The following is a 25,093-nucleotide window of genomic DNA, read 5'->3' as shown; positions in this document are numbered from 1 at the left end:
TTAATCGTGTGTCTTTTGTTTTGAAAGTCAATTCACGGGTCGCATCACTTGCGTTTCGCAATGCCTTCATGTCAGCAGTGGCCCTGTGCCAAATGTCTCAGGAATGTTCACGCTCGGCCAGCTTGGCGGCGTTCCACAGGGCGTCCATCTCAGTGAGATCGGACTGATCGGGCGTTTTGCCGATTTTCGCCAGTTCGGCCTCGATGGTTTCAAAGCGCCGGATAAACTTGGCGTTGGTCATGCGCAGGGCGTTCTCCGGTTCGACATCGAGTTTGCGCGCCAGATTGGCCAGCGCGAACAGGATATCGCCCAGTTCCTCATGTGATTTCTGTATGTCGCCCCTGGCGATTTCGACCTTCAGTTCCTCTGTTTCTTCGTCGAGCTTATCCAGCACTTCCTGCGTCGAGGGCCAGTCGAAGCCGACGCGGGCGGCGCGTTTGGTCAGCTTGGCGGCGCGGGTGAGGGCGGGCAAACCAACCGGCACATCATCGAGCAGGCCGTGCTTTTCCTTGGCCTTGCGCTCCTCGGCCTTGATGACTTCCCAGGCGGCGTTCTGTTCGTCGGCGGTGCGGTCACCGGCATCGCCAAACACATGCGGATGGCGACGGATCAGTTTTTCGCTCATACCGGCGGCCACGTCATCGAAATTGAACAGGCCCATTTCCTCGGCGATCCGCGCGTGGAAAACCACTTGGAACAGCAGATCGCCCAGTTCTTCCTTGAGATCGCGCAGGTCATTGCGCTGGATGGCGTCGGCCACTTCGTAGGATTCCTCGATCGTATAGGGCGCGATGGTGGCGAAGGTCTGGTCCTTGTCCCACGGACAGCCGGTTTCCGGGTCACGCAACCGGCGCATGACCTCCAGCAGGCCTTCGATACCTTCATTCCCGCTCACAGGATTTCCTTTGCTTTCAGTTGGACCATGATTTCGGCATGGCGCGCCGGCGTCAATGTATAACGCATCATCGACAGCGCGCCCAATATCAGGAAGATGACCGGCAGGCCGATAAAGAAGATTTCGACCCACACCAGGGCCTCCGGCGGACTGGCCGAGGGGACTTTGACATTGAAATGCAGCCAGCCGAGTATGGTGATGGTCAGGGCGGAGATGGCGTAACCGATCTTGGTGGTGGCCGAAAGGATCGCCATCAGCGTGCCCTTGTGGTCATGGCCGGTTTCCAGCATGACCTCGTCGCCGATATCGGCCATCAGGGCGCGGGTCAGCAAAAGTGAGGCGGCGTAGGGGATGCCGTTGGCGAAGGTCATGGCGGCGCAGATCAGGAAATGGCCCCTGGGCGCGAAATACATCGACGCATAGAGCACGGCGAAGATCAGTGATGAAACGATCAGCGCCTTGTGCTTGCTCATGCGCTTCGAGGCGATGGTCCAGATCGGCGCCCCGACAATGCCGGCGACGAAATAGAGCAGCATGGCGATGCTGCATTCCATTCGCGTCAGGCCCTTGGTCTGCTCGAAGAAGTAAAAGAAAAGCGCGGCCATGACGCCCGGCGCCAGGCCCATGAACAGATCGGCCCACAGGATGCAGCGCACGTTCTGCCGTTTCCACATATCGAAATAGTGGCTGAGTTTGAGATCATGCGTATTGGTATTGGAGACCTTTTCCGGCACGATCCACAAGGCGATGGCGATGCTGATCGGCAGGGTCAGCATAATGAAGCCGCCCATGATCTGGACGCCCAGATTATAGCTGTGGCCCATGCCCTGAATGATAACCGGAATGACCGCCGCCATCAGGATGCCGATGATATTGCCGACCTGCCACCAGGCGAAGATGCGTGAACGCTCATTATAATCCGTGGAAAGGACTGTGCCCCAACTGGCCTGGCTGAGAGCCGCGATGGAAAAGCCGACATAGAGCACGAACAGCCACAGGCCGAGATAGACAGGCCCGACGCCTGTATGCGCCATGAAAATAAAGCCGGTGCTGACGAACAGGATCGGCAGGCAGATCAGCATCCACAGCTTGAAGCGGCCAAGTTTGGTGCGCGTGCGGTCCATCCAGTGGCCAAGCACCGGATCGACGAGAATATCAAAGGCGCGAACAATGGCGAAGACGACCCCAACCATGGCGCCGAGTTGAAGCTGCGTGCCGTAATATTCCGGCAGGGTGGCGACGAGCGGCAGACCCAAGGCGGCAAAGGGAACGCACGGCCCGATAAAGGCCAGCATACGGCCGAAACCCACCCGGTCGGTGGCCGGTGTCTTCATTTCTATATCGGACGCCACTGTTTCCCCCATTGCGATTCTGACCTTAACCTATGGCAGCGCGCCTGATTTGCCAACCGGCGCATGACTTATCCCCCGCGTGTTCTCGCTTTCGTGACCGCGCCTGTGATTGCGTCATTGCCGAGGGCGCTGCGTCTGCGTAGTCTATATGCAGTCGTCACAGAGATGAATCGATATGGATACCAACGCTCCGCTGAAACCCGCTCGTGAAGTGCCGCCTTATCTTGGTGTCAGCGCTTCCTTAAGCGGCCGGGGCTGGCGTGAGCGGATCGTCGCCAGGGGCGTTTCGCCGGAAACCCTGCGTGAGATTACCCACCGGCTGGGCCTGATGGATGTGGCTGAGGCGGATTTCGTGGAGCCGCTGGCGCGTTTCGCCGCCGGGCGTGGCGTGACGCCGGAAGGCTTGCAGGACTTCATCTTCCCCACGCTCAAGGCGCTTTTCCCCGAACCGTCTTCCTTCATGGATATGGACAAGGCCGTTGGCGCCATGCTCGACGCGCTGGAACGCAAGGCGAAGATCAGCGTGTTCGCCGATTATGATGTCGATGGCGCCACCAGTGCGGCGCAACTGGTGCGCTGGTTCCGTCATATGGGTCATGAACTGGAAGTCTATGTGCCGGATCGCGTCACCGAAGGCTACGGCCCGTCCAATGCCGCCTTTGATACGCTTAAGCGTCAGGGCGCCGATCTGGTCGTCACGGTCGATTGCGGCGCGATGGCGCATAAGGCGCTCGATTATGCCGCCAGTATCGGCCTCGATGTTGTGGTCATCGACCATCACCTGATGCGCGAGGAACCGCCACACGCCCTGGCGGTCGTCAACCCCAACCGACCTGGCTGCACTTCGGCGCAGGGCAATCTGGCAGCGGCCGGAGTCGTCTTCGTCGTGCTGGCGGGCCTGAACCGCGAGGCGGAAAAACGCGGCCTGTTCGTCACCATCGCCAAGCCCGACCTGCGCCAATGGCTCGATCTATCTGCGCTTGGGGCGATCTGCGACGTGACCGCCCTGACCGGTTTCAATCGGGCATTAGCCGCGCAAGGCCTCAAGGTCATGTCGCAGCTCAAGAATGCCGGCATCAAGGCGTTGATGGAAGTGGCCGGCGACAAGACGGCGGCGGTCAATCTGATGAGCACGTTCCATTCCGGCTTTGTCATCGGCCCGCGGATCAATGCCGGCGGACGGGTAGGGCGCTCGGACCTGGGCGTCCGGCTGCTGTCGACTGACGACGCCGAAGAAGCAGCGGCCCTGGCGCACGAACTGGACGAACTCAACCGCACCCGCCGCGATATAGAGGCCGAAGTGCTCGATCAGGCCATGCAGACGGCGGAAACGCAGGGGCTTTGGCCCAGCGAAGATCCTGTCATTATAGTGGCGCGCGAGGACTGGCACCCCGGCGTCATCGGCATCGTGGCCGGCCGGTTGCGCGAGCGCTGGCATAAGCCTGTCATTATCATCGGCATCGATCCGGTCAGCGGTATGGGTAAAGGTTCGGGGCGTTCGCAGGCCGGCGTCAATCTGGGGGAGGCGGTTGGCGCGGCCTTTGAAGCTGGCATCCTGCTTTCCGGCGGCGGACACGCCATGGCGGCGGGCCTGAGCGTGGAGCGCGAACGGATCAGTGAACTGCGCGCGTTCATCAATGACTACGTGACTACGCACGTTTCCGAAGCCGACCAGATCGAGGCCGTCGAGGTCGACGCCATTCTGAGTGTTCGCGCCGCCTCGCGCGCCCTTTATGACAAATTCGATCTTTTGGCGCCTTATGGCCAGGGCAATCCGGAGCCGCTTCTGGCCTTTGCCGGTATCCGGGTCGGGTTCGCGCAGGCCATGAAAGGCGGCCATATCCGCTTTGAACTGAATGATGACAGCGGCGCGAAGCTGAAAGGCATCATGTGGCGGGCCGAGGGCACGGCGATCGGGGACGCGCTTTTGCGGCCGGCCGGACTGATCCATGTCCTGGGCCGATTGAAGGCCGATGACTATATGGGGCGGCGAGGGGTTCAACTCGAAATCGAGGACATTGCGCTGGCCTAAAGCGCGAAAAAGACGGGCCATTTCAGGCGTCTGCCAAAAAATCATGGCATCAGCGGGAAAAATGAAAATAGCGCTTGCATCATAAAATCAGAACGGTTACGTAGCGCACCTCTTGAACGCGGTCCCTTCGTCTATCGGTTAGGACGTCAGGTTTTCAACCTGAAGAGAGGGGTTCGACTCCCCTAGGGACTGCCATTCAAACCGCTGATTTCTCCCCGTATCGGTATGTTTTTGCCTTGGGTTGAGTACCGTCAGTAAAGTTATCCACAGATAATTACCAATTGGTAACGTTCTCAGGCGCTCGCGTGATCACAATTACACTCGCCTAAAGCGATTTTTTGGCGTATTTTCTCAATCCATACGAATATTTTCTCTTTTTTGCCTCCCAAATTGAGATATCCGTGTTATGATAATGAGTGTCACTTGATAGTTCATGGCGACATGGGTGAGGATAGATGAGTTTGTTTGATTATAATAACAAAAGCGAAGCCGACGAATTGGTAACGATTTCAGGTCATGTGAAATGGTTTGACGCCGCGAAGGGGTACGGCTTTATCGTTCCGCAGGATTCGACGCTGACAAGTATGCGTGATGTTCTGCTGCACATATCGAGCTTGCGCGATATGGGGCGTGACTGCGCCCAGGAGGGCGCGAAGATCACCTGCAAGATCGCCAAGCGCGCCAAAGGCTGGCAGGTGATCGAGATTGATGATCTTGAAGCTGTCGCTGATGGCGCACCGCAACCGATCCGCTCGGATATTCAGGCGCCGCGAGCCTCGCGCGCCGTGAATGACAGTGTGCGTGTCGGCGATCTCGAAGCCGCGACTATTAAATGGTTTAACCGCACCAAGGGCTATGGTTTTGTGGTGCGCGGCGATGATCCGACCGACATCTTCATCCATATCGAGACCTTGCGCCGTTATGGCCTTGAGGATGTTCAGCAAGGCGACACCATTATGGTGCGTTTTGGCGAAGGTCCCAAAGGGCTGGTGGTCACCGAGGTTCATCCCAAGGCGTTTGTCTAGCGCGTGATCTGGTCCATATTCAAAAGCGCGGATAGCTCAGGCTAGCCGCGTTTTTTTATGCCTGTTAGGCCTGAGGTTACGGTTATCCACGCCTTTTTCCCGGCGCCATAAGGTCAAATCGATAAAAGTCAGCGACTTGACTATTTTTCATGCACGGAGGGCTTGCGGAGGTCTGGTGAAAATGGCATGAAGCGCGCCTCTCAACCAATGGCTTTCGGTCATCGGATGGGCGACGGGGTGTAGCGCAGCCTGGTAGCGCAGCTGTTTTGGGTGCAGCAGGTCGGAGGTTCGAATCCTCTCGCCCCGACCAGTTCATCGGCTTCGCGCCAATGTCTGGAAGTCAAAATTAGTCGGGGCGTAGCGCAGCCTGGTAGCGCGCCTGCTTCGGGAGCAGGAGGCCGGAGGTTCGAATCCTCTCGCCCCGACCATTTAAAAAGCCGGTCCCTTCAGGGGCCGGCTTTTTAAATGGTTCAGACCGGGAGTTTACCGAACCTCCGTGGTTCGAAAACAATTGAATGCGACAGCATTCAGTTGTTTCGGCGTAGCCAATCTTCCCGGCCCGCTAAAAATGTCCTTCGCAAAGCGAAGGCCTGTATTGTCTTCCTTATGTGTTTAGTAGTAACAGACGAGTACGCACGGACCGACGAATCCTTGCGGATCAGGAGACAATGATGTTTGCGCGTATTTTCAAACCCGCCAAAACCGCCATGCAATCCGGCCGTGGCAAGACACACGACTGGATACTGGAGTTTGAGCCGAAATCCGCCCGCACGCCCGATCCGCTAATGGGCTGGACGTCTTCCGCCGACACCGACGCCCAGGTGCGCCTGACCTTCGAGACCAAGGATCAGGCCATGGCCTTCGCTGAACATCATGGCATTCCGTTTCGTCTGATCGAGCCGGAAGCGCCGCCGAAGATTATCAAGGCCTACGCCGATAACTTCGCCTTCGGTCGCAGACAAAGCTGGACGCACTAACTTTTCAGGTTTGAGGCTCCGTAGCTCAACTGGATAGAGCATCCGCCTTCTAAGCGGACGGTTACAGGTTCGAGCCCTGTCGGAGTCGCCACCCCAGTTATGCGCCCCCAGTTATGCGCCGATGACGACGGGCGTATCGAGTGTATCCTGTCCCCATTCGGCCCAGGAGCCATCATAGAGCCGGGCGGAGGTATGGCCGATCTCGTATAGAGCCATACTGATGATCGCCGCAGTCACGCCGGACCCGCAGGTCGTGACAATCGTTCCCGCATCCTCAGCGCCGTATGTTTTAAAAATGGCTTTCAGTTCACCGCGCGGTTTCAGCGCGCCATCACGTATCAGTTCGCCGAAGGGCAGGCTTCGACTGCCGGGCATATGACCCGATCGCAGGCCGGCACGCGGTTCAGGGGCCGTGCCTTCAAAGCGCGCACGAGGGCGGGCATCCAGGATCAGACCGGTGGGAACCTTAAGTGTGTGTCGTAAGTCATTTATATCTATAATTTTTTCAGGTATATGTCGCGGCGCATAAATCGTTGGAACCGGTGTGCTAACTCGATCCGTGACGGAAAAGCCGGCGGCCTGCCATGCCGGCAATCCGCCACGCAGAACCTGCACCTTTTCATGGCCCATCAGCTTGAAGGTCCACCACACGCGCGCCGCCGAAAACAGGCCTTGCCGGTCATAGATGACGACATGATCTGTATCGGAAATGCCCATCTTGCCTATGGCCTCTGCAAACTGCGCGGGAGAGGGCGCCATGTGCGGCAAGAGTGTGCTGTGATCGCTGAGGCTTTCGAGGTCAAAAAATTGCGCACTGGGAGTATGCGCCTGCCTGTAGAGGGCCTGCATATCGGTGCCGTCGAGCGCCCAACTGCCGTCCAGAATTTTGACCGCTTTGTTCTCCATCAGTTTGGAAAGGTGGCTCGGTTCAATCTGCGTGGTCATTATTCATATTCCTCATCAGCCATGCGATTCTTATAAGCTTGAAGGGCGCGGTCCCGTGCAAAGACGTGATCGACAACAGGCTGTGGGTATTTTAGAAATGTATCCGTACTTTCAAACAATTCCGCCTGCTTCTTTGTGTGACCAGCGTCTGTGGGTGAATGTGTATAACCCTGTATATATCGTGAGCGATACAGTCCTTTCGGGTCAAATTTTGCGGCCTGGGTGATTGGGTTAAAAACACGGAAGTAAGGCGCGGCATCGGCGCCACAACCCGCCACCCATTGCCAACTTGCCGGATTATTGGCCGGATCGGCATCCAGCAGGCAATCCCAGAACCATTGTTCGCCGCGTCGCCAATCGATCAGCAGATGCTTTACGAGGAAGGATGCGGCCACCATGCGGACTCGATTGTGCATATAACCGGTCTGCCAGAGTTCTCTCATGCCCGCATCGACCAGTTCATAACCTGTTTCCCCGCGACACCAGGCGCGAAATTGCGCGTCGTCATGCCGCCACTCAAAATGATCGAAATCGCGGCGAAAATTGGCCACATGAAGCCGCGGCTGCTGGGCCAGCAGTCCGTAGGAGAATTCCCGCCAGGCCAGTTCCGCGTGAAACTTGGCGGCACCGGTCGTGAGCCGATGATCTGTTTGGGTCGCCTGGGCGATTTCATGGAGAATGCGTTGCGGGCTGATTTCACCGAATCGCAAATGTGGTGACAGGTGCGACGTGACGTCAAGGTCTGGGCGATCACGATCCGATTCATAGGTTTGCAGACTATTTTTAAGAAAATGTTTCAAGGCGCTACGTGCGCCAGCTTCGCCCGGTTTGAAGCGATCAAAGTTTGATGACCAGTCCCGGCCTGATGGTGTCAAAGCGGGCTGAAATCCCAGAGCGGAAATTTTCAGGGACTTGGGCCATTTTGTTGGTTGCGGCCACGGCTTTGCCGGCAGGTCGGGCAATGTATCAATATAGCAAGCGCCAGATGCCAGTAGGGATTTATAGAAGGGCGTAAAAACGCGAAAGGGTTTTCCGCCTTGCGTGTACAGCGTTCCCGGTGGCACCAGAAGCGTGTTGTTCAGCCTATATAGCTTAATCCCTGCCGCCGCTAATTCATCCGCCATCTCCCAATCATTGTGCTCATTTTTAGGATCAAATGTCTGGGAACAATATATTGTTTTAATACCATATTCTTTCGCCATAGACGTAAGAATGATCCGTGCATTACCGCGTTCTAAAATCAGGCGTGAACCATGCTTTTGCAGGTCTTGATTCAAGGCTTCGAGCGATCGGTTCAGCCACCACTTCGACGCGGCACCTAATGGCCGTGTTGCCGGATTTTCATCCCATATATAAAGGGGTAAAATGGGCCGACCACTTTCAAGCGCTGCCCGAATACCCGCATGATCATGCAGCCGTAGATCGAAGCGAAACCACACGATAACCGGCGCGAAATGGGTGCGTTTTTCTGTCATGACGAAAAGGAAGGCTTGCCTGTTCTGGAGGTCTTGGGCACAAGAGATAGCATGGACACGACTGAACCGACACCTTTAAGCTGCTGTATTATCGCCCAAAACGAAGGCGACCGGATCGGCGACTGCATTCGTGCGGTGCGGGGCCTGGTGAGCGAAGTGGTGGTCATAGATAGCGGTTCGACTGACAACACCGTTGCGGTGGCCGAAGCCCTGGGCGCGCGGGTCATCCATCACGACTGGCCGGGCTATGGGCCGCAGAAGCGTTACAGTGAAGATTGCGCGACCCACGACTGGATACTCAATCTCGACGCCGATGAGGTGGTCACGCCGGCGCTTTTCAGTGAGATCAAGGCCTTGATGGCCTCACGGCCTAAACTGAACGCTTACAAATTCAGGATCAGGAACGTCTATCCCGGCAAGACGAAACCGCGCCTGTGGGCGGATTATCATAACTATGTCCGGCTTTATGATCGCCGGGTGGTGCGTTTCCGCGAAAGCCTGGTCCATGATACCGTCGATACCAAGACGGAACCTGTCGGGCAGTTGCATGGCGCGGTCATGCACTTTTCGGCGCGGTCCTATGCGCATATCCGCGCCAAGCTCGATTCCTACACCAACCTTCAGGCCAAGGTGCTGAAAAAGCCGGCCTGGGCGATCTGGCTGCGCTTGCCCTTTGAATATCCCTTCGTTTTTATTCGCTATTTCTTCTTCCGCGCCCATTTCACCGGCGGATGGGATGGTCTCTACAGCAGTCATCTGGCGGCGGAAGCCCGGCTGAACCGCCTGCGCAAGATACTTTCGGCGCAAAAAACCGCGAAAGCCGCGAACTGATGTCGGCCAAGCCCTCTTTCATGCAGGATCTGGCCTGGCGTCTGGAGGCTTTCCTTTATGACGCCTTTGCCGCCTTTACGCGTGCCTTGCCGGTCGATACGGCGTCCGATTTTGGCGGCTGGCTGTTCAAGACGCTGGGACCGCTGACCCCGGTGCAGAAAACGGTGAAGCGCAATCTCGAACTGGCGTTTCCGGATATGAACGAGGCCGCGCGTAAAATCCTGATCACCCGGCAATGGGAAAATACCGGGCGGGCGATGGCCGGCGAATTCGCCATCATGGACCGGATCGTCAAGGACAAGGACCGGATCGAGATCGAAGGCTTTGAAAAGCTGGAAGCGATTGCGGCGAGCGGCAAACCGGTCATCTTCATTTCTGGTCATCTGTCGAATTTCGAGATCATGAACGCCGCGATTCTGGCGGCGAAAGTGCCCTACATGATCACTTATCGGGCGGCTAATAATCCGTATGTTGACGACCGGATGCGCGCCACGCGGGCCGCCTATGGCGTCGCCGCCTTTGCCCCAAAGGGCAGCGATGGCGCCAAGGAACTGCTGATAGCCTTGCAAAACGGCGAGTCGGTCGGCCTGATGAACGATCAGAAATTCAATCGGGGCATTCCCACGCCGTTCTTCGGACATATTGCCGAAACCGCGCCGGGACCGACGCGACTGGCCCAGCGTTTCGGCACGGTTTTGCAACCCTTGACGATCCGCCGACTGCGCAAGGCGCGCTTTCACGTCATGGTCCATGATCCGATCCACGTCGATGACACCGGCCACAAGGCGCAAGACATTGAAACAACCGTTTGTAAAATAAGCGCCTTTATAGAACAGGCGGTGCGCGATAATCCGGAGGAATGGTTCTGGGTGCATAAGCGCTGGCCGAATGCGCTTTATAAAACGGCCCAATTAAAGTGAGCCGGGATTGATCTGTTATTTGGGGTCACAAAAAGTGAACCTGCCGGGCGACTGCGGCCTTTGTTTTATTAGCGTATCCTCTTAAGTTCTTAGGGAAATGTGGAAACAGATTTTACAAAAGCGCAGGCTTAGCCTGTTGATTGGCGTATTCGTCGGCGGCTTTTTGGCGCTGGCCTTCTTCTATTTGCAGAACGACATTCATCGCAATTATCTCGACCCCAAGATCCCCTTCCAGATATATCATCCGCCGCCACCGCCTGATTACACCCGGGCCGATGGCTGGTATCTCAATCCGGGGCTGGCCCGTTATTATGCCGATCCACGCAAGGTCGATGTCTTTTTCGTGCACGGCACCAGTTATAATGGCGGCGATCAGTGGTTGGGATCGACGACGAGCAACGCCATAAGTGCGGAAATCCAGCGTATTCAATTGCCGAACTACGCCGGTCCTTTTGCCATCATGGGCAATGTCTATGCGCCGAAATACCGTCAGGGCAGCCTGTTTACCCAGTTGACCCTGAAGGAAGATTCACGCGAAGCCCGACAATTCGCCTATCGTGACGTGAATGCCGCCTTTGCAGAATTTCTCAAGGTGCGTCAGGGCGGCCGGGGTTTCGTCATCGTCGGGCTTGAGCAGGGCGGCGTATTGGCGTCACGCTTGATCCGTGATGTGGTGGCGAACGATCCGAACCTAAAGTCTCAACTGGTCGCCGCCTATTTTCTCGAAACCCTGGTGCCGGAAAGTCAATTTGGCGCGGCGAGTCCAACGCCGGTTTGTCTGTCCCGAAAGCAGTTCGGCTGCGTTGTCAGCTATGTCAGCATAAATTCGGGCCGGCCAGATGTCGCCTTGCAAGTCCTGCAAAAGGCCGTCTATTGGCAGGGCGAGATCATGCAGCCAATGGGATCGCAAAAGGGCGTGTGCGTCAATCCGCTGAGCGGTATTGCGTCCAATGATGAAGTGGACACCAGACATTCTTTGGGCGCCACCAATGCGACCGGCCTGGAATGGGGCACCGAACCAGCTCTCAGCGTCCGCAAGGTTTCGGCGCATTGTCTCGGTGGGTTGCTGTTTGTCGACAAGCCGAAATCGCCGGCTTTCAAGGATGACGGGACATGGGAGGACCAAAGAAAGGTCAATTCCTACAATCTGTTCTACGGTGATCTTCAGGCAGATATTCAAACGCGCTGGCAGCTATACGAAGCGACGCCACCGGCGGTTTAATCCTGCTTGTCGGCCACATCACTGCGCCAGTCGAACAACTGCCGAAGCACTTCGATGGCGTTACGGCGGGGTTCAGGCAGCGAGTCCATATGTTGCAGGATATAGACTGCATCGCGGGCCGCCATGGCGATCAGGCCGGTGTGCGCGACCGGATCGACAAAACGATAATCGGGAAAGCCGGATTGCTTGGCGCCGAGAATGTCGCCTTCGCCGCGCAATTTCCAATCCATTTCAGCGATCTTGAAGCCATCCTCGGTATCGCGCAGCAGTTCCAGCCGGGCCTGGGCATTTTTCGACAAGGGGGTATCGTAGAGCAGGATACAGGCGCTCTTGTCGCTACCGCGACCCACCCGGCCGCGCAGTTGGTGCAGTTGCGCCAGCCCGAAGCGCTCCGCCTGTTCGATAATGATGATCGACGCCGTGGGGACATCGATGCCGACCTCGACCACCGTGGTGGCGCACAGGATGCGGATGTCACCGGCGGCAAAGCGGCTGATGACGCTATCTTTCTCTTCGGACGGCATACGCCCATGAACGAGACCGATTTCCATATCCAGGGCCTCGGCCAGTTCCCGATGGCGCAGTTCGACGGCGATCAGGTCCGATTCGGCGGTATCCTCGACCAGCGGACATATCCAATAGGCCTGCGAGCCGGAATCGATGGCCGTTCGCAAGCGGGCGATCACATCGGGCAGGCGCTGGCGGGGCAGGACAGCCGTATGGATCAGTTGCCGGCCGGCCGGCTTCTCATCAAGGATGCTGAGATCGGCCTCACCATATTGCGTCAGCGCCAGGGTTCGTGGGATTGGTGTGGCCGACATGGAGAGGTAATGGACGGCATCGCCCTTGGAAAACAGCTTTTGCCGCTGACCGACTCCGAAGCGGTGTTGTTCGTCGATAACGGCCAGTTGCAGGGATTGGAAATCAACGCCTTCCTGAAAGACCGCGTGGGTGCCGAAGACGATCAGGGCTTCACCACGGGCAACGGCCGCGCGTTTTTCATCACGCACCCTGCCTTTATCGCGGCCCGTCATGATGAGTGAGTTAATGCCGATAGTATTCAGAATAGGCAGGTTTTTTTCATAATGCTGGCGCGCCAGAATTTCGGTCGGCGCCATCATGACGCTCTGAAAGCCGCCTTCAGCGAGATCGATCATGGCCAGGAGCGCGACCATCGTCTTGCCGGCACCCACATCGCCCTGAACCAGGCGGTTCATGCGATGACCAGAACGCAGATCGGTGCGGACATCCTGCAAAGCGCGAACTTGCGCGCCCGTCAGTTTGAAAGGCAGGCCGGCAAGGACGCGATCCGATAGACTGTGAAAATCGACCACACGCGCCGGCGTACTCTGGCGATGCTGCTTCCGGCTCTTGAGAGCCAGTTGATGCGCCAGAGCCTCATCATAGGCCAGACGCTGCCGAATTTTGGAGTCCGCTGACAGATCAAGTTCGCTTTGCAGGCTGTGCGTGTCCTTGAGCGCCTGATTAAAAGTTGGCCATACATACTTGTCTATTAAAGCTTTATCCTGCCATTCTGGCAGGTCGGGGAGGGTGCTCAGGGCCGTTTGGACGAACTTGCGGATCATGCGCGACGACAGATCAAGCGTAGCCGGATAGACCGGTTCGCAGGCCGGGATTTCCTCGGCGCGGGCCTCGTCTACGATATAGTCCGGATGAGACATCTGGAGAGTCTGCCCGAACTTTTCGATCTTGCCACTGATCAGGCGTTCGGCGCCGACCGGATGTTGCGCCTCGAAGCTGCGGATGCGGTGGAAATAGATCAGTTGCAGACGACCGGTGTCATCAAAGACATCGATTCGTTGCGGTGCTTTCGGCGCGGAAGGCGGATAGCCGGCGATGCGCACCTTCACGGTTTGGACCTCGCCGATCCGTGCCTCGCGCAGCGTTACCAATGGTCTTTTTATGATGCCTGACGGCAGGAAAAAAGCGAGATCGCGAATATGCGTGCCGACGTGCGCGCTCAAGGTAGGGGCGAGTTTCGGGCCGACGCCTTTCAGGCTGGTGACCGGCGCATAGTAGGGAAACAAAATTTCTGATCGCATGGGCTTATCAAGCACCAAAAATGCTTTATGAGAAGGGCCAGTTTTCGTTTGAGGAGCCTTAGCTGTGACAGAAACCGAAATGAAGGAAGCGCGTCTTCGAAAGCTGTCCTTTCGGGCGTGGCGGCGTGGCTTCAAGGAAGCGGATATCATCCTTGGCAATTTCGCCGATGATATGCTGCCGGAAATGAGTGATGCGGAACTGGATATCTTTGAAATTCTGCTCGAAGTGCCGGATCAGGATCTCTATGGCTGGATCATCGAACGCGATCCGACTCCGACTGAGTTCCAATCGATAATAATGAGCAAACTCAATATCTACTACAAGACAGCTTATACAAAGATTTAAAATCTGCATGGCCGATTTGTCTCAAATTTCACGCTCTGAAGCTCCGTTCGTTTTAAGTGGCGCGCCGGAAGGATTTGACAGCCTGATCACCGCCGATCTGGCGCGGGGAGAGCCTTTAAGTATTTTCGTGGCGCGGGACTTCGCGCGGATGAACGCTGTGATCGAGGCGCTGAAATTCTTCGCGCCGAAGCTTGAGATTCTGAGCTTTCCGGCCTGGGACTGCCTGCCTTACGATCGCATGAGCCCGACGCCGGGCATTGTCGCCCAGCGCATGTACGCCCTGTCACGACTGGCGGAATACCGGATCAAGCCATCTGCCGCGCCCGTTCTGTTGCTGACGACCGCCTCCGCCATGATGCAGAAGGTGCCGCCGCTCAGCGTCATTAAGGAAGGACGTTTGTCGCTCAGGCCCGGCCAGAGCGTCGATATAGCTGAGCTTGAAACCTATTTCCTCAAACACGGCTATTCCCGCGTCTCGACCGTATCGGAAAAGGGCGAATTCGCCGTGCGCGGTGGCTTGCTCGATGTTTTTTCGCCGAGCCATGAGGAACCCGTCCGGCTCGATTTCTTCGGCGATACGCTGGAATCGATTCGCAGCTTCGATACGGAAACCCAGCGCTCGCTGAAACAGATCACCAGTCTGGACTTTACGGCCGTGGCCGAAGTTCGAATGGATGAGGCCAGCGTCAGCCGGTTTCGTCAGCATTATCTCGCGGCTTTCGGCGCGGCGGGAGACGATCCGCTGTATGCCGCCTTGTCATCGGGTATCCGCCGGCAAGGCATAGAGCACCTGCTGCCGCTATTTTACGATGGGTTAGACAGCGTTTTCGATTACCTGCCGCCCAAAACCCTGCTGATGCTCGATGCGCTGGCGGAAAACGCGTTTGCCGAACGCGCGGCGACCGTGCAGGACGCTTACGAGCTGCGCGCCGAAGCCACAAAAGAGAAGGGCGGCTCGGCCTACCGGGCCTTGCCGCCGGTTCAGCTATATCTTGATGAAGCGCACTGGAAAGCTGCCTTGGCGGGGCAGCGGGTTCGCCGGTTCGAACCTTTTCAGCGCGAGGGTGCCGACGTCATAGATCTGGGCGGACGGCTGGGGCGTAATTTTTCCGAGGCGCGCCTGCTCGATTCGACCAATCTCTTCACGGCGGTCACCGACCACGCCAAGGCCTTGGCAAAACAGGGCAAGCGCGTGCTGTTCGCTTCCTGGACCGACGGCTCATCTGATCGCCTGGCCATTATGCTGGCGGATCATGGTTTGACTGCGCCACGGTTGGCGACGGACTGGGCCGATGCCCAGAGCTTTGGCATTGCTGGCACCAAGGTAAAGCCGATCCAGCGTGTCGTCTTGCCACTTGATCATGGCTTCGAGACCGAAACACTGGCGGTTATTTCCGAGACCGATATTTTAGGTGATAGATTAGCCCGTCCACGCAAGCGACGGAGAGCAAATAACTTTTTGGCTGAAGCGTCTGCCCTTTCGCCCGGCGATCTGGTGGTTCATATCGAGCATGGCATCGGCCGTTATGATGGCCTCAAGACCCTGGATGTCGCCGGGGCGCCGCACGATTGCCTCGACCTGCAATACGCCAATGACGCCAAGCTGTACCTGCCAGTCGAGAATATCGACCTGCTGACCCGCTATGGCGCCGACAGTGACAGTGCGCAACTCGATCGGCTGGGTTCAGCCAGTTGGCAGGCGCGCAAAGCGAAAGCCAAAGAACGCCTGCGCGAGATGGCTGATGGCCTGATTCAGCTTGCCGCCGCCCGCGCCATGAAGCAGGGCCAGACCATCGATCCGCCCGCCGGTCTTTATGATGAGTTCTGCGCCCAATTCCCCTATGAAGAAACCGACGACCAGCTCAATGCCATCGCCGATGTGCTGGAAGATCTCGGTAAGGGACAACCGATGGACCGCCTCATCTGCGGTGATGTCGGCTTTGGCAAGACCGAGGTGGCGTTGCGCGCGGCCTTCGTTGTCGCCATGTCCGGCCAGCAGGTAGCGATTATCTGCCCGACGACCCTGCTGGCGCGGCAACACTTCAAAACCTTCACCCTGCGCTTCCAGGGCTGGCCGATCCGGGTGCGTCAATTATCGCGCCTGGTGACCAAAAAGGAAGCTGATGAGACGCGCGAAGCCTTGAAAAAAGGCGAGATCGAGGTGGTGATCGGCACCCACGCACTTCTGTCGGACCAGGTGAAGTTCAGTGATTTGGGCATTGTAATTGTTGATGAAGAGCAGCACTTCGGCGTCAAGCACAAAGAAAAGCTGAAGACCTTCCGGGCTGATGTTCATATGCTGGCGCTTTCCGCCACACCGATCCCGCGCACCCTGCAAATGGCGCTGTCCGGCATCCGCGATATGTCGATCATCGCCACCCCGCCGGTTGATCGCATCGCCGTGCGTACCTATGTCCTGCCCTACGATCCGGTCGCGCTGCGTGAAGCCTTGCTGCGTGAGAAATACCGCGGCGGCCAGGCCTATTATGTGGTGCCGCGCTTAAGCGACCTGCCAGACGTGGCCGATTTCATGCGTACCCAGGTGCCGGAAATCAAATTCGTCATCGGCCATGGTCAACTGGCGCCGACCGCACTGGAAGACGTCATGACCGCCTTTTATGAGGGGCAATATGACGTGCTGCTGTCCACGACCATCGTGGAATCCGGACTGGACGTGCCGACCGCCAATACACTGATTGTTCATCGCGCCGATATGTTCGGCCTGGCGCAGCTTTATCAGATACGCGGGCGTGTGGGGCGCTCGAAAACGCGCGCCTATGCCTACCTGACGACGCCCCAGCACAAGACCTTGAGCATCGCTTCAGAAAAGCGTCTCAAGGTACTGCAATCACTTGATAATCTTGGCGCAGGCTTTCAACTTGCCAGTCATGATCTCGATATTCGCGGCGGCGGCAATCTGCTCGGCCATGAGCAATCGGGTCATATTCGTGAGATAGGTGTTGAGCTTTATCAGCAGATGCTGGAAGACGCCGTGGCTGAGTTGCGGCAGCGCAGTTCGGACAGTCTGACCGACGCGCGTAGCTGGTCGCCGCAGATCAATGCCGGCGCCGCGGTAATGATCCCTGAAAGCTATATTCCGGATCTCAACATTCGCCTGTCACTCTATCGCCGGGTATCGGAAGCAGAAAAACTGGCCGACCGTGAGGCTCTGGCATCCGAATTGATTGATCGCTTCGGACCGATTCCACAGGAAGCCGAACAACTGCTGAAAGTTGTTGGAATCAAGGGCTTGTGCCGCGAATCTAATGTATCGAAACTGGATATCGGCCCGAAGGGCGCGGTTGTCACCTTCCGCAATGACAGCTTCAATAATCCAATGGGCCTGATCAACCATATTCACTCCCGGCCCAACGACTGGAAACTGCGTCCGGATCAAAAGCTGATGGTGAAAGGCGAATGGCCCGACGCTGTTGAACGCCTGGCAGCGGCCGAGCGGATCATGAAGGAACTGGCACGACTCGCCAACGAGGCCTAAACGGCTTCGCGGTCAGGCTTGCCAACAGCGGCCGCGGCGCGCATCAAGGCCGCCGCCGCTGGTTCGCCGGCCTGTATTTCCGCTGCGCCGACGATGAATTCCACGACGTAGGGCGGTTTGCCCTGGCCGGAATCGAAGGCTGTACAACTCACGACCGCGGAGATTCGTTCGCCGACATTGCGGGCGGCGATGGCTGAGGTGGCGGGCAGGGCGATGGCGAAGACATCATTGGAAAGCCGGCCGGGGGTATCTTCCGCGCGCACTAGACGCGCCACCATGGAACCGATCTGCGGCACGGCCTTATCGAGCATTCCGCGCGACCGGGCGCGGGTGACTTCCGGCGTTTCGGCGATCTTCAATACGCAAATGCTGAGACTACGGTTGCGCTCGCCAGCGGCTTTCGCCAGGCGGGCCAGATGCGAAGCGAACAGATCACGGGCGAAAAGTCCCGTTCCTTTGTCCATCTGCGCACTATGGCGCATCGATTCGAGCGTTTTACGGATCGTAAGTTGACGACGATGCGTGCGGGCCAAACGCACCAGACGATCCGTTACTTCGGCGATGCGGGCTTTTGGATTGGCGATATCGTTGACGCCGCGCATGAAGGCGTCACCGACGTCGATTTCCACCAGCTTGTTCAGCCGCAACAGGACCGGCGTATGATAGAGCCGCGTATTGCGGCGCATACCGGCGGCGATGGCAAGCGATTCAGCCGGCTGCGCACCGCCCCACAGGAGTACGGCATCGAAGGTCTTGTCATGCAGGTAATCAAAGGCGCTATAGGACGACAGCGCCGCGGTCACCTCGACGCCCTGTTCGCGCAGGCTGTGGGTGAGGGCGAGATATTCCGGTTCCGGCTGCCCGATCGAAAGCACGGCAAGCGGTTCCTGGTTTTCCAGAATAACATCAAGCGCTTGCAGGTCAACGTTAAAGGTCTCGCGGCGCGTGTCGTATTCTTCTTCAGCGACGCAGGCGCGCACCAGATGTTCGACACTGACCACGATCTGCTGCGGATGGGCGTCACGCGTGAAAACCATATCCCAGCCTTCGGGAACGCGGTGCTGGTCATCGTTACGCATCATGATGACCGCGATACGTCGCGGCCAGGCGGCGGCGCGCAATTGATTTACGGCATCTGGCCAGGCGTCATTACCGGCTTCATTTACAATGACCGACTCGATGGACAGGTCGCCGAGGGCCGCGCAGGCTGCCTCCGTCTCTGTGGCGCTGATCGTGCGCAAACCGAGACGATCCAGTTCATCGCCCATGCCCCGCAACCAGTCGTCATCACGACTCAACAACAGCAAACGCGCCTGAAAGGTCAAGGTATCAGCTCCTGTCGAGCGGGTTTGCAAGCGGTCGGTTGTCATTCGGGTACGCGATTCTTAAAGAGCAACAGTAAACATTATTGTAACACATCCGGCTACCGCCCTGCGCGGGCAATCGTGAAAACCCAGTCTTCATCCACTGCTTCCGTTGAAAGTAGCACGTAATTGTTTTGATTGCAGAAATGCGGCACATCAATCTGCGCCATTGGATCATTTGCCCACAGAATAACGCCGATCTGGTTATCGGCCTGCTCCATTTGCCGGCGCAGCTTGAGAGTCGGCACCGGACAGCGATGACCGCGGGCGTCGATCACGACAAAGCCGTCTTTTACCGGAAGACCAGCCGGGCTGAGGATAGGTTTCATCGCCGAATCTTGCCATAACTCGCAGCCAGTTGGGAGTCGGAATATGACAAGAACCGCCTGGCATTGGTTTGCCGCCTTAGTGACCAGCTTCATGCTGATGCTGCCGCCTGCCGTTCAGGCGCAGGTGACCGGCGTACCGCACGCTGATCTCTACGCCAAGGTCAGGGTGGCCGGCTTTACGACGCCTGTCGAGATTCGTCAGTCCGGCGCAAAAACGCGCGTCGATCTGACAGCGGGCGGTGTTTTGCAATCCTATATCGCTGACCGTGAAAAGGGTGTACTGATCAGCCTGACGGCGACCGGACAGAACCGCATCGCCCTGGTTTTTCCGCTCGATCGCGCCGATGGGGTCATCCCCCTGCCGCTCGATCTGGCGGTTCTGGTACGGCAGGCGACACTCAAGGTGGTCGGTGCGTCGTTGGTCGGCGGTCGGTCGTGCCGCCTGATCGAATTTTCCAATTACCTGAATCAATCCGGCATGATCTGCGCGAGCGCCGAAAATATCATTTTGCAAATGACAAAGAAGGGCAGCCGCGATCCATTATTCGAAGTGCTTGATTTATCGATGGAGCGTCAGGACCCGAAATGGTTCCGTACACCGCCGGGTTATCAGGTCGCCGTGGTGCCGGCGATTGGCGGGGCTTCGGCTTCGGGTGAGGGCGGCAAGATCGAACAACCTCAACCGCCGGGCGCTTCGGTAAAACCGCCTCCGGCTCGTTGACCGGAGGCGGCGTTCTTTAGTTTCCGATACCTGCCACGCTGCCCGAAGCTGGCGCATCTTCGCCTGCTTCCAGTTTGACGACCAGCGGATTGGGCACGAGGTCGAGCATCGAACCATTATTGCCATCGACCACAGCGCCGATGATGCCGCCGACGAGCACATTGCCGGCCATGGCCGCACCGCCGCCGCCGGCTACCTTGTTAGTGACGTGGCCAGTCCAGGTCTTGTAACCGGGTTTGCTGATGGTGACGTCGAACTCTGATTTCCGCGACATCTTGAGGCTGCATGGCGTGGCCGTGCAGGTAAAGCCGTTCGTGGTGGTGACGTTGGCGCCGATCGGGTCGGTTTCGACGACGAAGACATCGTGCGTGCCGCGCGTAATGGTGGCACAACCGGTGACAGACAGGCCGAACGCCAGCAGGATAGCGCCGCGCAGAATCGTTTTCACCCGTAAAGGGCTTGAAAAAAGCATGAGATTCCCCCCAATTTATGGCGACAAATATTGCCGCGCCGACAGCGTTGCAAGGCTGGAACCACCTGTCAAGCCTCTTCGCTCAACTGAATTTATTATGAAATTTCAACAATAGAAAATCGACCAGGCTGCGTACCCGGCGTGTCGTGTTTTTTCCATGCGGCAGGATCAGGCTTATTTCGGTCAGGCCCCAGTCGTAGTCGCCCAATACCACCTCGACCTCGCCCGACTGGATGGCCGCGCCCGTGACATAGACCGGCATGACCATAACCCCGACTCCCGCCTTAACGGCCGACATAAGCATACTGGCGCTGTTGGAACGCAGGTGCGGCCTGACCTTGAGCGAGTGCGATCTGCCATTGTGGCGGTAAAGCCAGAGATCCTGAGTATGGGTGCCGTTATAGTGCAGGATAACGTGCTTATCGAGGTCCTGCGGCGTGTGGATCGGCGGCATTTGCGCCAGATAGGCCGGGCTGGCCACCACCACCCGGCCGGATTGGCACAGGCGGCGAACCGTGAGGCTGGAATCGGTCAGTTTGCCGACACGGACGGCGATATCCAGCCCTTCACTGTGCAGATCCAGCTTTTCGTCGCTGAAATCGACGTCAAGTTCGATATTGGGGTAGTGTTTAACGAACTCTGCCAGCACCGGTTCGAGATATTCCCGGCCGAAAAACACTGGCCCGGTAAACCGTATGGGGCCGGAAAGGTCGGCGGTCGATTCAATCAGGTTTTCACCGGCGAATTCAAGCTGCGACATGGCCTCACGGGCCTGTTCATAATAGAGCGCGCCGGCTTCGGTGAGGTGGGTGCCGCGCGCTGTTCTTTGCAGCAGGTGCGTTGACAGCGTGGCTTCCAGGCGGGCCACGCGCCTTGAAATAAGGGATTTGGATAATTCCAGCCGTTCGGCCGCCCGCGCGAAACTGCCGGTTTCCGCCACGACGAAAAAGGCGTTGAGATCGTCGAAGTCGAGTTTTGACTGTTCCATAATATGCAACACCATGATGTTTGAAGTGCGACTTCCGGCAACACTCCTAACCGACTATAGGGCTGTCAGCAAGACTGAAGCGGAACCACCCATGTTCATGACGACACAGCCCCAGCAGCATCGCGCGCGACGAATCGCCCGCGTTGTCAGGGCTATTCCGGTACGCGCCGGCATGAATATAAGGCTCAAACGCGTGATTGGCGGCGAAGGCCTGCACGATCTTGATCCGTTCCTGGCCTTTGACGAACTGACCGCCAGCACCGCCGATGGAATTGATGGTGGCTTTCCCGGCCAGACGCATCGTGGCTTTGAAAGCATCACCTACATCACCAAAGGCTGCCTGCATTACAGCGACAATGCCGGGCGTGAGGGCACGGTCGGCGCGGGCGGAGTACAATGGCTGACCAGCGGGCGCGGTCTGGTGCATTCGGAAACACCGGAACTGGCCGAGGGTGAGGTTCGGACCTTCCAGTTCTGGCTGAACCTGCCGGCCGCCGAGAAAATGCAGATGCCGGTTTATCGCGCCATAGAGGCCGCGGACATTCCAGCCGTCATCTTCCCGAAGGCGGAAGTGCGTGTGATCGCCGGGCGCTATCACGGCCTGCTGGGGCCTGTGTCACCGGAAAGCACATGTCCCTTTGTCGCCGAAGTCATCCTTAAGCCGGAAGGCGAAGTGACCCTGCCGATGGATCAGAGCCATGACGGCTTTATCTATGTTTACGAAGGCGGCGCGGCAGTGGCGCAGACCCTGATCAGTTGCGGACAGGCGGGCATCCTCGATAGCGGGAACGTTCTTACCCTAACCGCAGGACAGGCGGGGGCGCGTCTGCTGGTGCTGTCGGCCCGGCCGCTGAGGGAGCCAATCGTGCGCCACGGCCCCTTTGTCATGACGTCGCAGCAGGACATCAAACAGGCATTCACAGATTATCAGAACGGCCTCTTCTGATAAACCTTGGCCGCGCCACGTTCTCCTTTATAGACGTGGCGCGGTCATTTTTTTATTTCTTACAGCAGTTTATGACGCGCTCTTGATGTTGAGAAGGTCGGTGGCGTGCGTCCTGATCAGGCTTTGAGTCGAGGTATCGGTATTGAAGACGCTGTACCAGCCTTGCGGTTCGTGGGGCGGGTCGCCGACATAGGCGGTTTCGCCACGCAGCATGTGATAATCCTTATGCAGGGCGCGCCCGGCTCCGCCCCAAGCCCAGAAATTGGAACCAGCGACGGGCGTATTGTGCGCGATGGCGTCTTCCACCGCCTTGTAGATCAGGCCGTAGAACTTATCCTTGTATGTGGTCGGCGTGCCGGGCTCATAAGCGATATCGTCGCGCGGAAAGCCGAATTCCTCGAACACCAGCGGCTTGTTGATCTTTTGAGCGATGGCGATATGGGCGTCGATATAGGCCTGGACCTTGGCAGCGCCGGCGTCGAAACTGCCGGGGAGGTCGTCCTTATCGACCCAGCTCCAGTTTTGCGGCCAGATATGCGCCGTCAGGTAATCGATATGCTCATGCGCCTTGATGACGATCTCTTCCTGGCCATTGGCGCCCTGAAGGCCTTCATGGCCGAGTGAAACCAGATGGTTGGGCGCCAGCGAGCGGATGAGCGCGGCGCTGTCCTTGATCCAGCCATAATAGTCATCGGTGTTTTTCTTGATAGCGGCGTCGCTGCCGCCGGGGCGTGGCTCGTTTGATAGCTGCCAGGCCATGATGGCCGTTTCGTCCCTGTAGGCCTTGCCACTGATCGAATTGGTGCGGCCAAGCAGCATTTTTATATAGTCGTAATAAGCCTGTTTGGCGGCGCCGCTGGCATAGAATTGCGCGGAGAAGTCGGCGAATTCGGGCCAGGGGTGCGCCGGGTCATTCATATTGATGTATTGGCCGCCATTGGTCCAATATTGATAGGTGACCATGCCGCCCGACCATTCCCAGAAATTGGTCAGGTACAGGACGGCCTTCATGTCGCGTTTGTCCAGTTCCGCCAGCAGGAAATCCAGACCGGTCAGCAGGTCGGCGTTGTAATCGCCGGGCTTGTTGGAGAAGGCCGGGTCGAGCGAATTGATCAGCGGCGACAGTTCGGAAGAGGCGAGCACGCGCAGATTCATGACGCCGAGCGCCTTGAGGTCGTCCAGTTCCTTGATCAGGCGCGTACGGTCACCAAAGCTTGCCGCCGAGCCAAGATAGGCGCCGTACCAGATATTGGCGCCGACATAGCGATAGGTTTCGCCCTTGAGCTTGAAATGTATGCCGTCAACCGTGACGAAATCCGACGAAGACGCTTTTGCATCCCCCTTGGCGACCGCGCAACCGGCCAGAGCCAGTCCGAGCGCCCCCATACCTGTGCCCATAAGGGTACGACGTGAAACCTGTGACATGCGCGGGTCCTTCCTGCTGTGTGTCTGCTGTTTCAGAACAGCTATGAGGCAGGCATAACTCAGATTAAAGAAATTTGAAATAAGTAATTTGTGGATAATGTGCAGTGAAGCAAGGTAAGCCCCACTAGCCATACCGGTAGGGCTGTGGCCTACCGGTATCGAAAAGCGTCTTCAACTGGCTCTTGATATCAAGCGTGATATCCGCCGGTGCGATCCGGTTTGATATCTCCTGGCAGAAGGTTAGGCTGATCCCCTTAAGTGAAGGTTAATGTTTCCAGCCGCACATTTAAACCTCTATCGGTATCGCCTCGTGGCCCTTTTTCAGCAGGGCATAGCCATTCATGCGGCGATAGGGGCGAAGACGTTCTTCTTTGGCGTAACGCATCATCATCCGCATCAGCCAGTTGGCGGGGAGGTCGCGGCCGAGCTTGCGGCCTTCCTCGCCAACAAAGCGCATACGATCGATCTGCCAGCCGCAGGCGGCGAAGAAACGCGGCCAGTCGTCCGGTTCAGCGCCAGGATTGAAACGAAACGGCGCGTTTTTCTGTAATTGTTTGACGATCGCGCCACGCGCCGCCAGCCCCAGGAAAAAAGGCGAAAAATAATCAGTTATCCAATGCCTTATATGGTTTTGTTCATTCAGATTTTTTGCCAGCGCGGCAACGGCCTCATTGGTCAGGTAGGGGATAACGCCTTCCGTCAGCACCAGTATGTTGCGACCGCGCTTATCAAGGTCCGCGAGCAGGGCTTTACGCGCCGTATCCTGCGACAGATCGCAGGGGATGCGCTCAAGCCGGCAAACCGGTTGATCATCCGCGAGCGTCTCGTTCTTGAAGGTGATGATGTTGGGAAAATCGACTTCAATCCACAGGAAATCCGGCTTCAGATCAAGGCGATAGGGACGGGTGTCGAGACCGGCGCCCAGATTAATCACGCAGTCAACGCCACCGGCAATGGCTTCCAGGATGTAGCTGTCGATGATGTAGGTCCGCAGCGACATTGACCACGCCATAGCGCGTTCGATACCCATGTGACGCGCCAGTTTCCGGCCACGATCCCCTATCAGTTTGCCTGCGAGCGGATCGTGGAAGAGGGCGTCCTTGCGCTGGGTTTCCAGCCAGCGATACCAGGCCACCCAGAAGGCGGTATCCGACACATGCGCGATCTGCTCTGCCATGCGGCATCTCCTGTTCAGACAGGTAAATGTGCTGATGCCGATCCAAAAAGCAAGCGACACGAAAAAGCCGCCGCAAAATAAATTGCGACGGC

21 protein-coding genes and 4 tRNA genes are annotated in these 25,093 nt (G+C 57.5%); 14 read left to right on the top strand and 11 right to left on the bottom strand.

What is annotated here, in order from left to right; all coding sequences use genetic code 11:
- Positions 1-97 precede the first annotated feature (97 nt).
- A complete protein-coding gene (mazG, locus tag VL130_RS14825; protein ID WP_325363868.1) occupies positions 98-895 on the bottom strand; it encodes a nucleoside triphosphate pyrophosphohydrolase in 798 nt (265 codons plus the stop codon).
- Complete coding sequence (locus VL130_RS14820) at positions 892-2,247, bottom strand: MFS transporter (RefSeq protein WP_325363866.1); 1,356 nt, start codon at positions 2,245-2,247, stop codon at positions 892-894. The genes mazG and VL130_RS14820 overlap by 4 nt, the downstream gene beginning before the upstream one ends.
- A gap of 175 nt (positions 2,248-2,422) precedes the next feature.
- Here VL130_RS14820 and recJ point away from each other — a divergent pair, with 175 nt between their 5' ends.
- From recJ to VL130_RS14785, 7 genes are all read left to right on the top strand, one after another.
- A complete protein-coding gene (gene recJ, locus VL130_RS14815) occupies positions 2,423-4,279 on the top strand; it encodes a single-stranded-DNA-specific exonuclease RecJ (RefSeq protein ID WP_325363864.1) in 1,857 nt (618 codons plus the stop codon).
- A gap of 120 nt (positions 4,280-4,399) precedes the next feature.
- Positions 4,400-4,474: transfer RNA gene (locus VL130_RS14810), tRNA-Glu, on the top strand.
- Positions 4,475-4,734: 260 nt separating this feature from the next.
- Positions 4,735-5,304, top strand: a complete 570-nt coding sequence (locus VL130_RS14805; RefSeq protein WP_325363862.1) for a cold shock domain-containing protein — start codon at positions 4,735-4,737, stop codon at positions 5,302-5,304.
- Positions 5,305-5,537: 233 nt separating this feature from the next.
- Positions 5,538-5,614: transfer RNA gene (locus VL130_RS14800), tRNA-Pro, on the top strand.
- Between the two features lie 41 nt (positions 5,615-5,655).
- Positions 5,656-5,732: transfer RNA gene (locus VL130_RS14795), tRNA-Pro, on the top strand.
- Positions 5,733-5,975: 243 nt separating this feature from the next.
- A complete protein-coding gene (locus VL130_RS14790) occupies positions 5,976-6,281 on the top strand; it encodes an ETC complex I subunit (protein WP_325363860.1) in 306 nt (101 codons plus the stop codon).
- 14 nt (positions 6,282-6,295) lie between these two features.
- Positions 6,296-6,372, top strand: a tRNA-Arg gene (locus VL130_RS14785).
- Between the two features lie 20 nt (positions 6,373-6,392).
- Here VL130_RS14785 and VL130_RS14780 read toward each other — a convergent pair.
- Positions 6,393-7,226, bottom strand: coding sequence for a sulfurtransferase (locus VL130_RS14780; protein ID WP_325363858.1), 834 nt, complete (start codon positions 7,224-7,226; stop codon positions 6,393-6,395).
- Positions 7,226-8,701 carry a deoxyribodipyrimidine photo-lyase gene (locus VL130_RS14775; RefSeq protein ID WP_325363856.1) on the bottom strand — a complete coding sequence of 492 codons (1,476 nt, stop codon included), beginning with the start codon at positions 8,699-8,701 and terminating at the stop codon, positions 7,226-7,228. The genes VL130_RS14780 and VL130_RS14775 overlap by 1 nt, the downstream gene beginning before the upstream one ends.
- Positions 8,702-8,752: 51 nt before the next feature.
- Between VL130_RS14775 and VL130_RS14770 the strand changes: the two genes are divergently transcribed.
- The 3 genes from VL130_RS14770 (at position 8,753) to VL130_RS14760 (ending at position 11,674) form a co-directional block, all read left to right on the top strand.
- Positions 8,753-9,532 (top strand): glycosyltransferase family 2 protein, encoded by a 780-nt coding sequence (locus tag VL130_RS14770; protein ID WP_325363854.1) that lies wholly within the window; start codon positions 8,753-8,755, stop codon positions 9,530-9,532.
- A complete protein-coding gene (locus VL130_RS14765) occupies positions 9,532-10,452 on the top strand; it encodes a lysophospholipid acyltransferase family protein (protein ID WP_325363852.1) in 921 nt (306 codons plus the stop codon). The genes VL130_RS14770 and VL130_RS14765 overlap by 1 nt, the downstream gene beginning before the upstream one ends.
- A gap of 97 nt (positions 10,453-10,549) precedes the next feature.
- The gene (locus tag VL130_RS14760; protein WP_325363850.1) at positions 10,550-11,674 is read left to right on the top strand and encodes a DUF3089 domain-containing protein; all 1,125 of its coding nucleotides are present in this window, start codon (positions 10,550-10,552) and stop codon (positions 11,672-11,674) included.
- Here VL130_RS14760 and recG read toward each other — a convergent pair.
- Positions 11,671-13,737: an ATP-dependent DNA helicase RecG gene (recG, locus tag VL130_RS14755; RefSeq protein ID WP_325363848.1), complete on the bottom strand. Its 2,067-nt coding sequence runs from the start codon at positions 13,735-13,737 to the stop codon at positions 11,671-11,673. The genes VL130_RS14760 and recG overlap by 4 nt on opposite strands.
- 64 nt (positions 13,738-13,801) lie before the next feature.
- On the opposite strand from recG, the gene VL130_RS14750 reads away from it, so the two are divergent.
- Both VL130_RS14750 and mfd read left to right on the top strand, forming a co-directional pair.
- Positions 13,802-14,083, top strand: a complete 282-nt coding sequence (locus VL130_RS14750; RefSeq protein ID WP_325363846.1) for a succinate dehydrogenase assembly factor 2 — start codon at positions 13,802-13,804, stop codon at positions 14,081-14,083.
- A gap of 7 nt (positions 14,084-14,090) precedes the next feature.
- Positions 14,091-17,579, top strand: a complete 3,489-nt coding sequence (gene mfd, locus VL130_RS14745; RefSeq protein ID WP_325363844.1) for a transcription-repair coupling factor — start codon at positions 14,091-14,093, stop codon at positions 17,577-17,579.
- Here the strand turns inward: mfd and VL130_RS14740 are convergent.
- Complete coding sequence (locus tag VL130_RS14740) at positions 17,576-18,904, bottom strand: diguanylate cyclase domain-containing protein (RefSeq protein WP_325363842.1); 1,329 nt, start codon at positions 18,902-18,904, stop codon at positions 17,576-17,578. The genes mfd and VL130_RS14740 overlap by 4 nt on opposite strands.
- A 98-nt stretch (positions 18,905-19,002) precedes the next feature.
- The gene (locus tag VL130_RS14735; protein WP_325363840.1) at positions 19,003-19,272 is read right to left on the bottom strand and encodes a sulfurtransferase TusA family protein; all 270 of its coding nucleotides are present in this window, start codon (positions 19,270-19,272) and stop codon (positions 19,003-19,005) included.
- A 43-nt stretch (positions 19,273-19,315) separates the two neighbouring features.
- Here VL130_RS14735 and VL130_RS14730 point away from each other — a divergent pair, with 43 nt between their 5' ends.
- Positions 19,316-19,993, top strand: coding sequence for a hypothetical protein (locus VL130_RS14730; protein ID WP_325363838.1), 678 nt, complete (start codon positions 19,316-19,318; stop codon positions 19,991-19,993).
- 16 nt (positions 19,994-20,009) lie between these two features.
- Here VL130_RS14730 and VL130_RS14725 read toward each other — a convergent pair whose 3' ends face one another.
- The gene (locus VL130_RS14725; RefSeq protein WP_325363836.1) at positions 20,010-20,465 is read right to left on the bottom strand and encodes a PEGA domain-containing protein; all 456 of its coding nucleotides are present in this window, start codon (positions 20,463-20,465) and stop codon (positions 20,010-20,012) included.
- Positions 20,466-20,547: 82 nt separating this feature from the next.
- Complete coding sequence (locus VL130_RS14720) at positions 20,548-21,453, bottom strand: LysR family transcriptional regulator (RefSeq protein WP_325363834.1); 906 nt, start codon at positions 21,451-21,453, stop codon at positions 20,548-20,550.
- A 91-nt stretch (positions 21,454-21,544) separates the two neighbouring features.
- On the opposite strand from VL130_RS14720, the gene VL130_RS14715 reads away from it, so the two are divergent.
- Complete coding sequence (locus VL130_RS14715) at positions 21,545-22,399, top strand: pirin family protein (protein ID WP_325363832.1); 855 nt, start codon at positions 21,545-21,547, stop codon at positions 22,397-22,399.
- A 69-nt stretch (positions 22,400-22,468) separates the two neighbouring features.
- Here VL130_RS14715 and VL130_RS14710 read toward each other — a convergent pair whose 3' ends face one another.
- Positions 22,469-23,824, bottom strand: a complete 1,356-nt coding sequence (locus tag VL130_RS14710) for a mannanase (protein ID WP_325363830.1) — start codon at positions 23,822-23,824, stop codon at positions 22,469-22,471.
- Between the two features lie 286 nt (positions 23,825-24,110).
- The gene (locus tag VL130_RS14705; protein ID WP_325363828.1) at positions 24,111-25,001 is read right to left on the bottom strand and encodes an SAM-dependent methyltransferase; all 891 of its coding nucleotides are present in this window, start codon (positions 24,999-25,001) and stop codon (positions 24,111-24,113) included.
- Positions 25,002-25,093: the final 92 nt, after the last annotated feature.

Source organism: Asticcacaulis sp. (genome assembly GCF_035497195.1).
Lineage (GTDB): Bacteria > Pseudomonadota > Alphaproteobacteria > Caulobacterales > Caulobacteraceae > Asticcacaulis.
The sequence above is the reverse complement of the archived record's forward strand: the minus strand, read 5'-3'. Positions and strand labels throughout refer to the sequence as shown.

Bases quoted from the DNA above. Each gene is read 5' to 3' on its own strand.
- recJ (WP_325363864.1), top strand. From the start codon at position 2,423: ATGGATACCAACGCTCCGCTGAAACCCGCTCGTGAAGTGCCGCCTTAT.
- VL130_RS14805 (WP_325363862.1), top strand. From the start codon at position 4,735: ATGAGTTTGTTTGATTATAATAACAAAAGCGAAGCCGACGAATTGGTA.
- VL130_RS14790 (WP_325363860.1), top strand. From the start codon at position 5,976: ATGTTTGCGCGTATTTTCAAACCCGCCAAAACCGCCATGCAATCCGGC.
- VL130_RS14780 (WP_325363858.1), bottom strand. From the start codon at position 7,226: ATGACCACGCAGATTGAACCGAGCCACCTTTCCAAACTGATGGAGAAC.
- VL130_RS14775 (WP_325363856.1), bottom strand. From the start codon at position 8,701: ATGACAGAAAAACGCACCCATTTCGCGCCGGTTATCGTGTGGTTTCGC.
- VL130_RS14770 (WP_325363854.1), top strand. From the start codon at position 8,753: ATGGACACGACTGAACCGACACCTTTAAGCTGCTGTATTATCGCCCAA.
- VL130_RS14765 (WP_325363852.1), top strand. From the start codon at position 9,532: ATGTCGGCCAAGCCCTCTTTCATGCAGGATCTGGCCTGGCGTCTGGAG.
- VL130_RS14760 (WP_325363850.1), top strand. From the start codon at position 10,550: ATGTGGAAACAGATTTTACAAAAGCGCAGGCTTAGCCTGTTGATTGGC.
- recG (WP_325363848.1), bottom strand. From the start codon at position 13,737: ATGCGATCAGAAATTTTGTTTCCCTACTATGCGCCGGTCACCAGCCTG.
- mfd (WP_325363844.1), top strand. From the start codon at position 14,091: ATGGCCGATTTGTCTCAAATTTCACGCTCTGAAGCTCCGTTCGTTTTA.
- VL130_RS14735 (WP_325363840.1), bottom strand. From the start codon at position 19,272: ATGAAACCTATCCTCAGCCCGGCTGGTCTTCCGGTAAAAGACGGCTTT.
- VL130_RS14730 (WP_325363838.1), top strand. From the start codon at position 19,316: ATGACAAGAACCGCCTGGCATTGGTTTGCCGCCTTAGTGACCAGCTTC.
- VL130_RS14725 (WP_325363836.1), bottom strand. From the start codon at position 20,465: ATGCTTTTTTCAAGCCCTTTACGGGTGAAAACGATTCTGCGCGGCGCT.
- VL130_RS14720 (WP_325363834.1), bottom strand. From the start codon at position 21,453: ATGGAACAGTCAAAACTCGACTTCGACGATCTCAACGCCTTTTTCGTC.
- VL130_RS14715 (WP_325363832.1), top strand. From the start codon at position 21,545: ATGTTCATGACGACACAGCCCCAGCAGCATCGCGCGCGACGAATCGCC.
- VL130_RS14710 (WP_325363830.1), bottom strand. From the start codon at position 23,824: ATGTCACAGGTTTCACGTCGTACCCTTATGGGCACAGGTATGGGGGCG.
- VL130_RS14705 (WP_325363828.1), bottom strand. From the start codon at position 25,001: ATGGCAGAGCAGATCGCGCATGTGTCGGATACCGCCTTCTGGGTGGCC.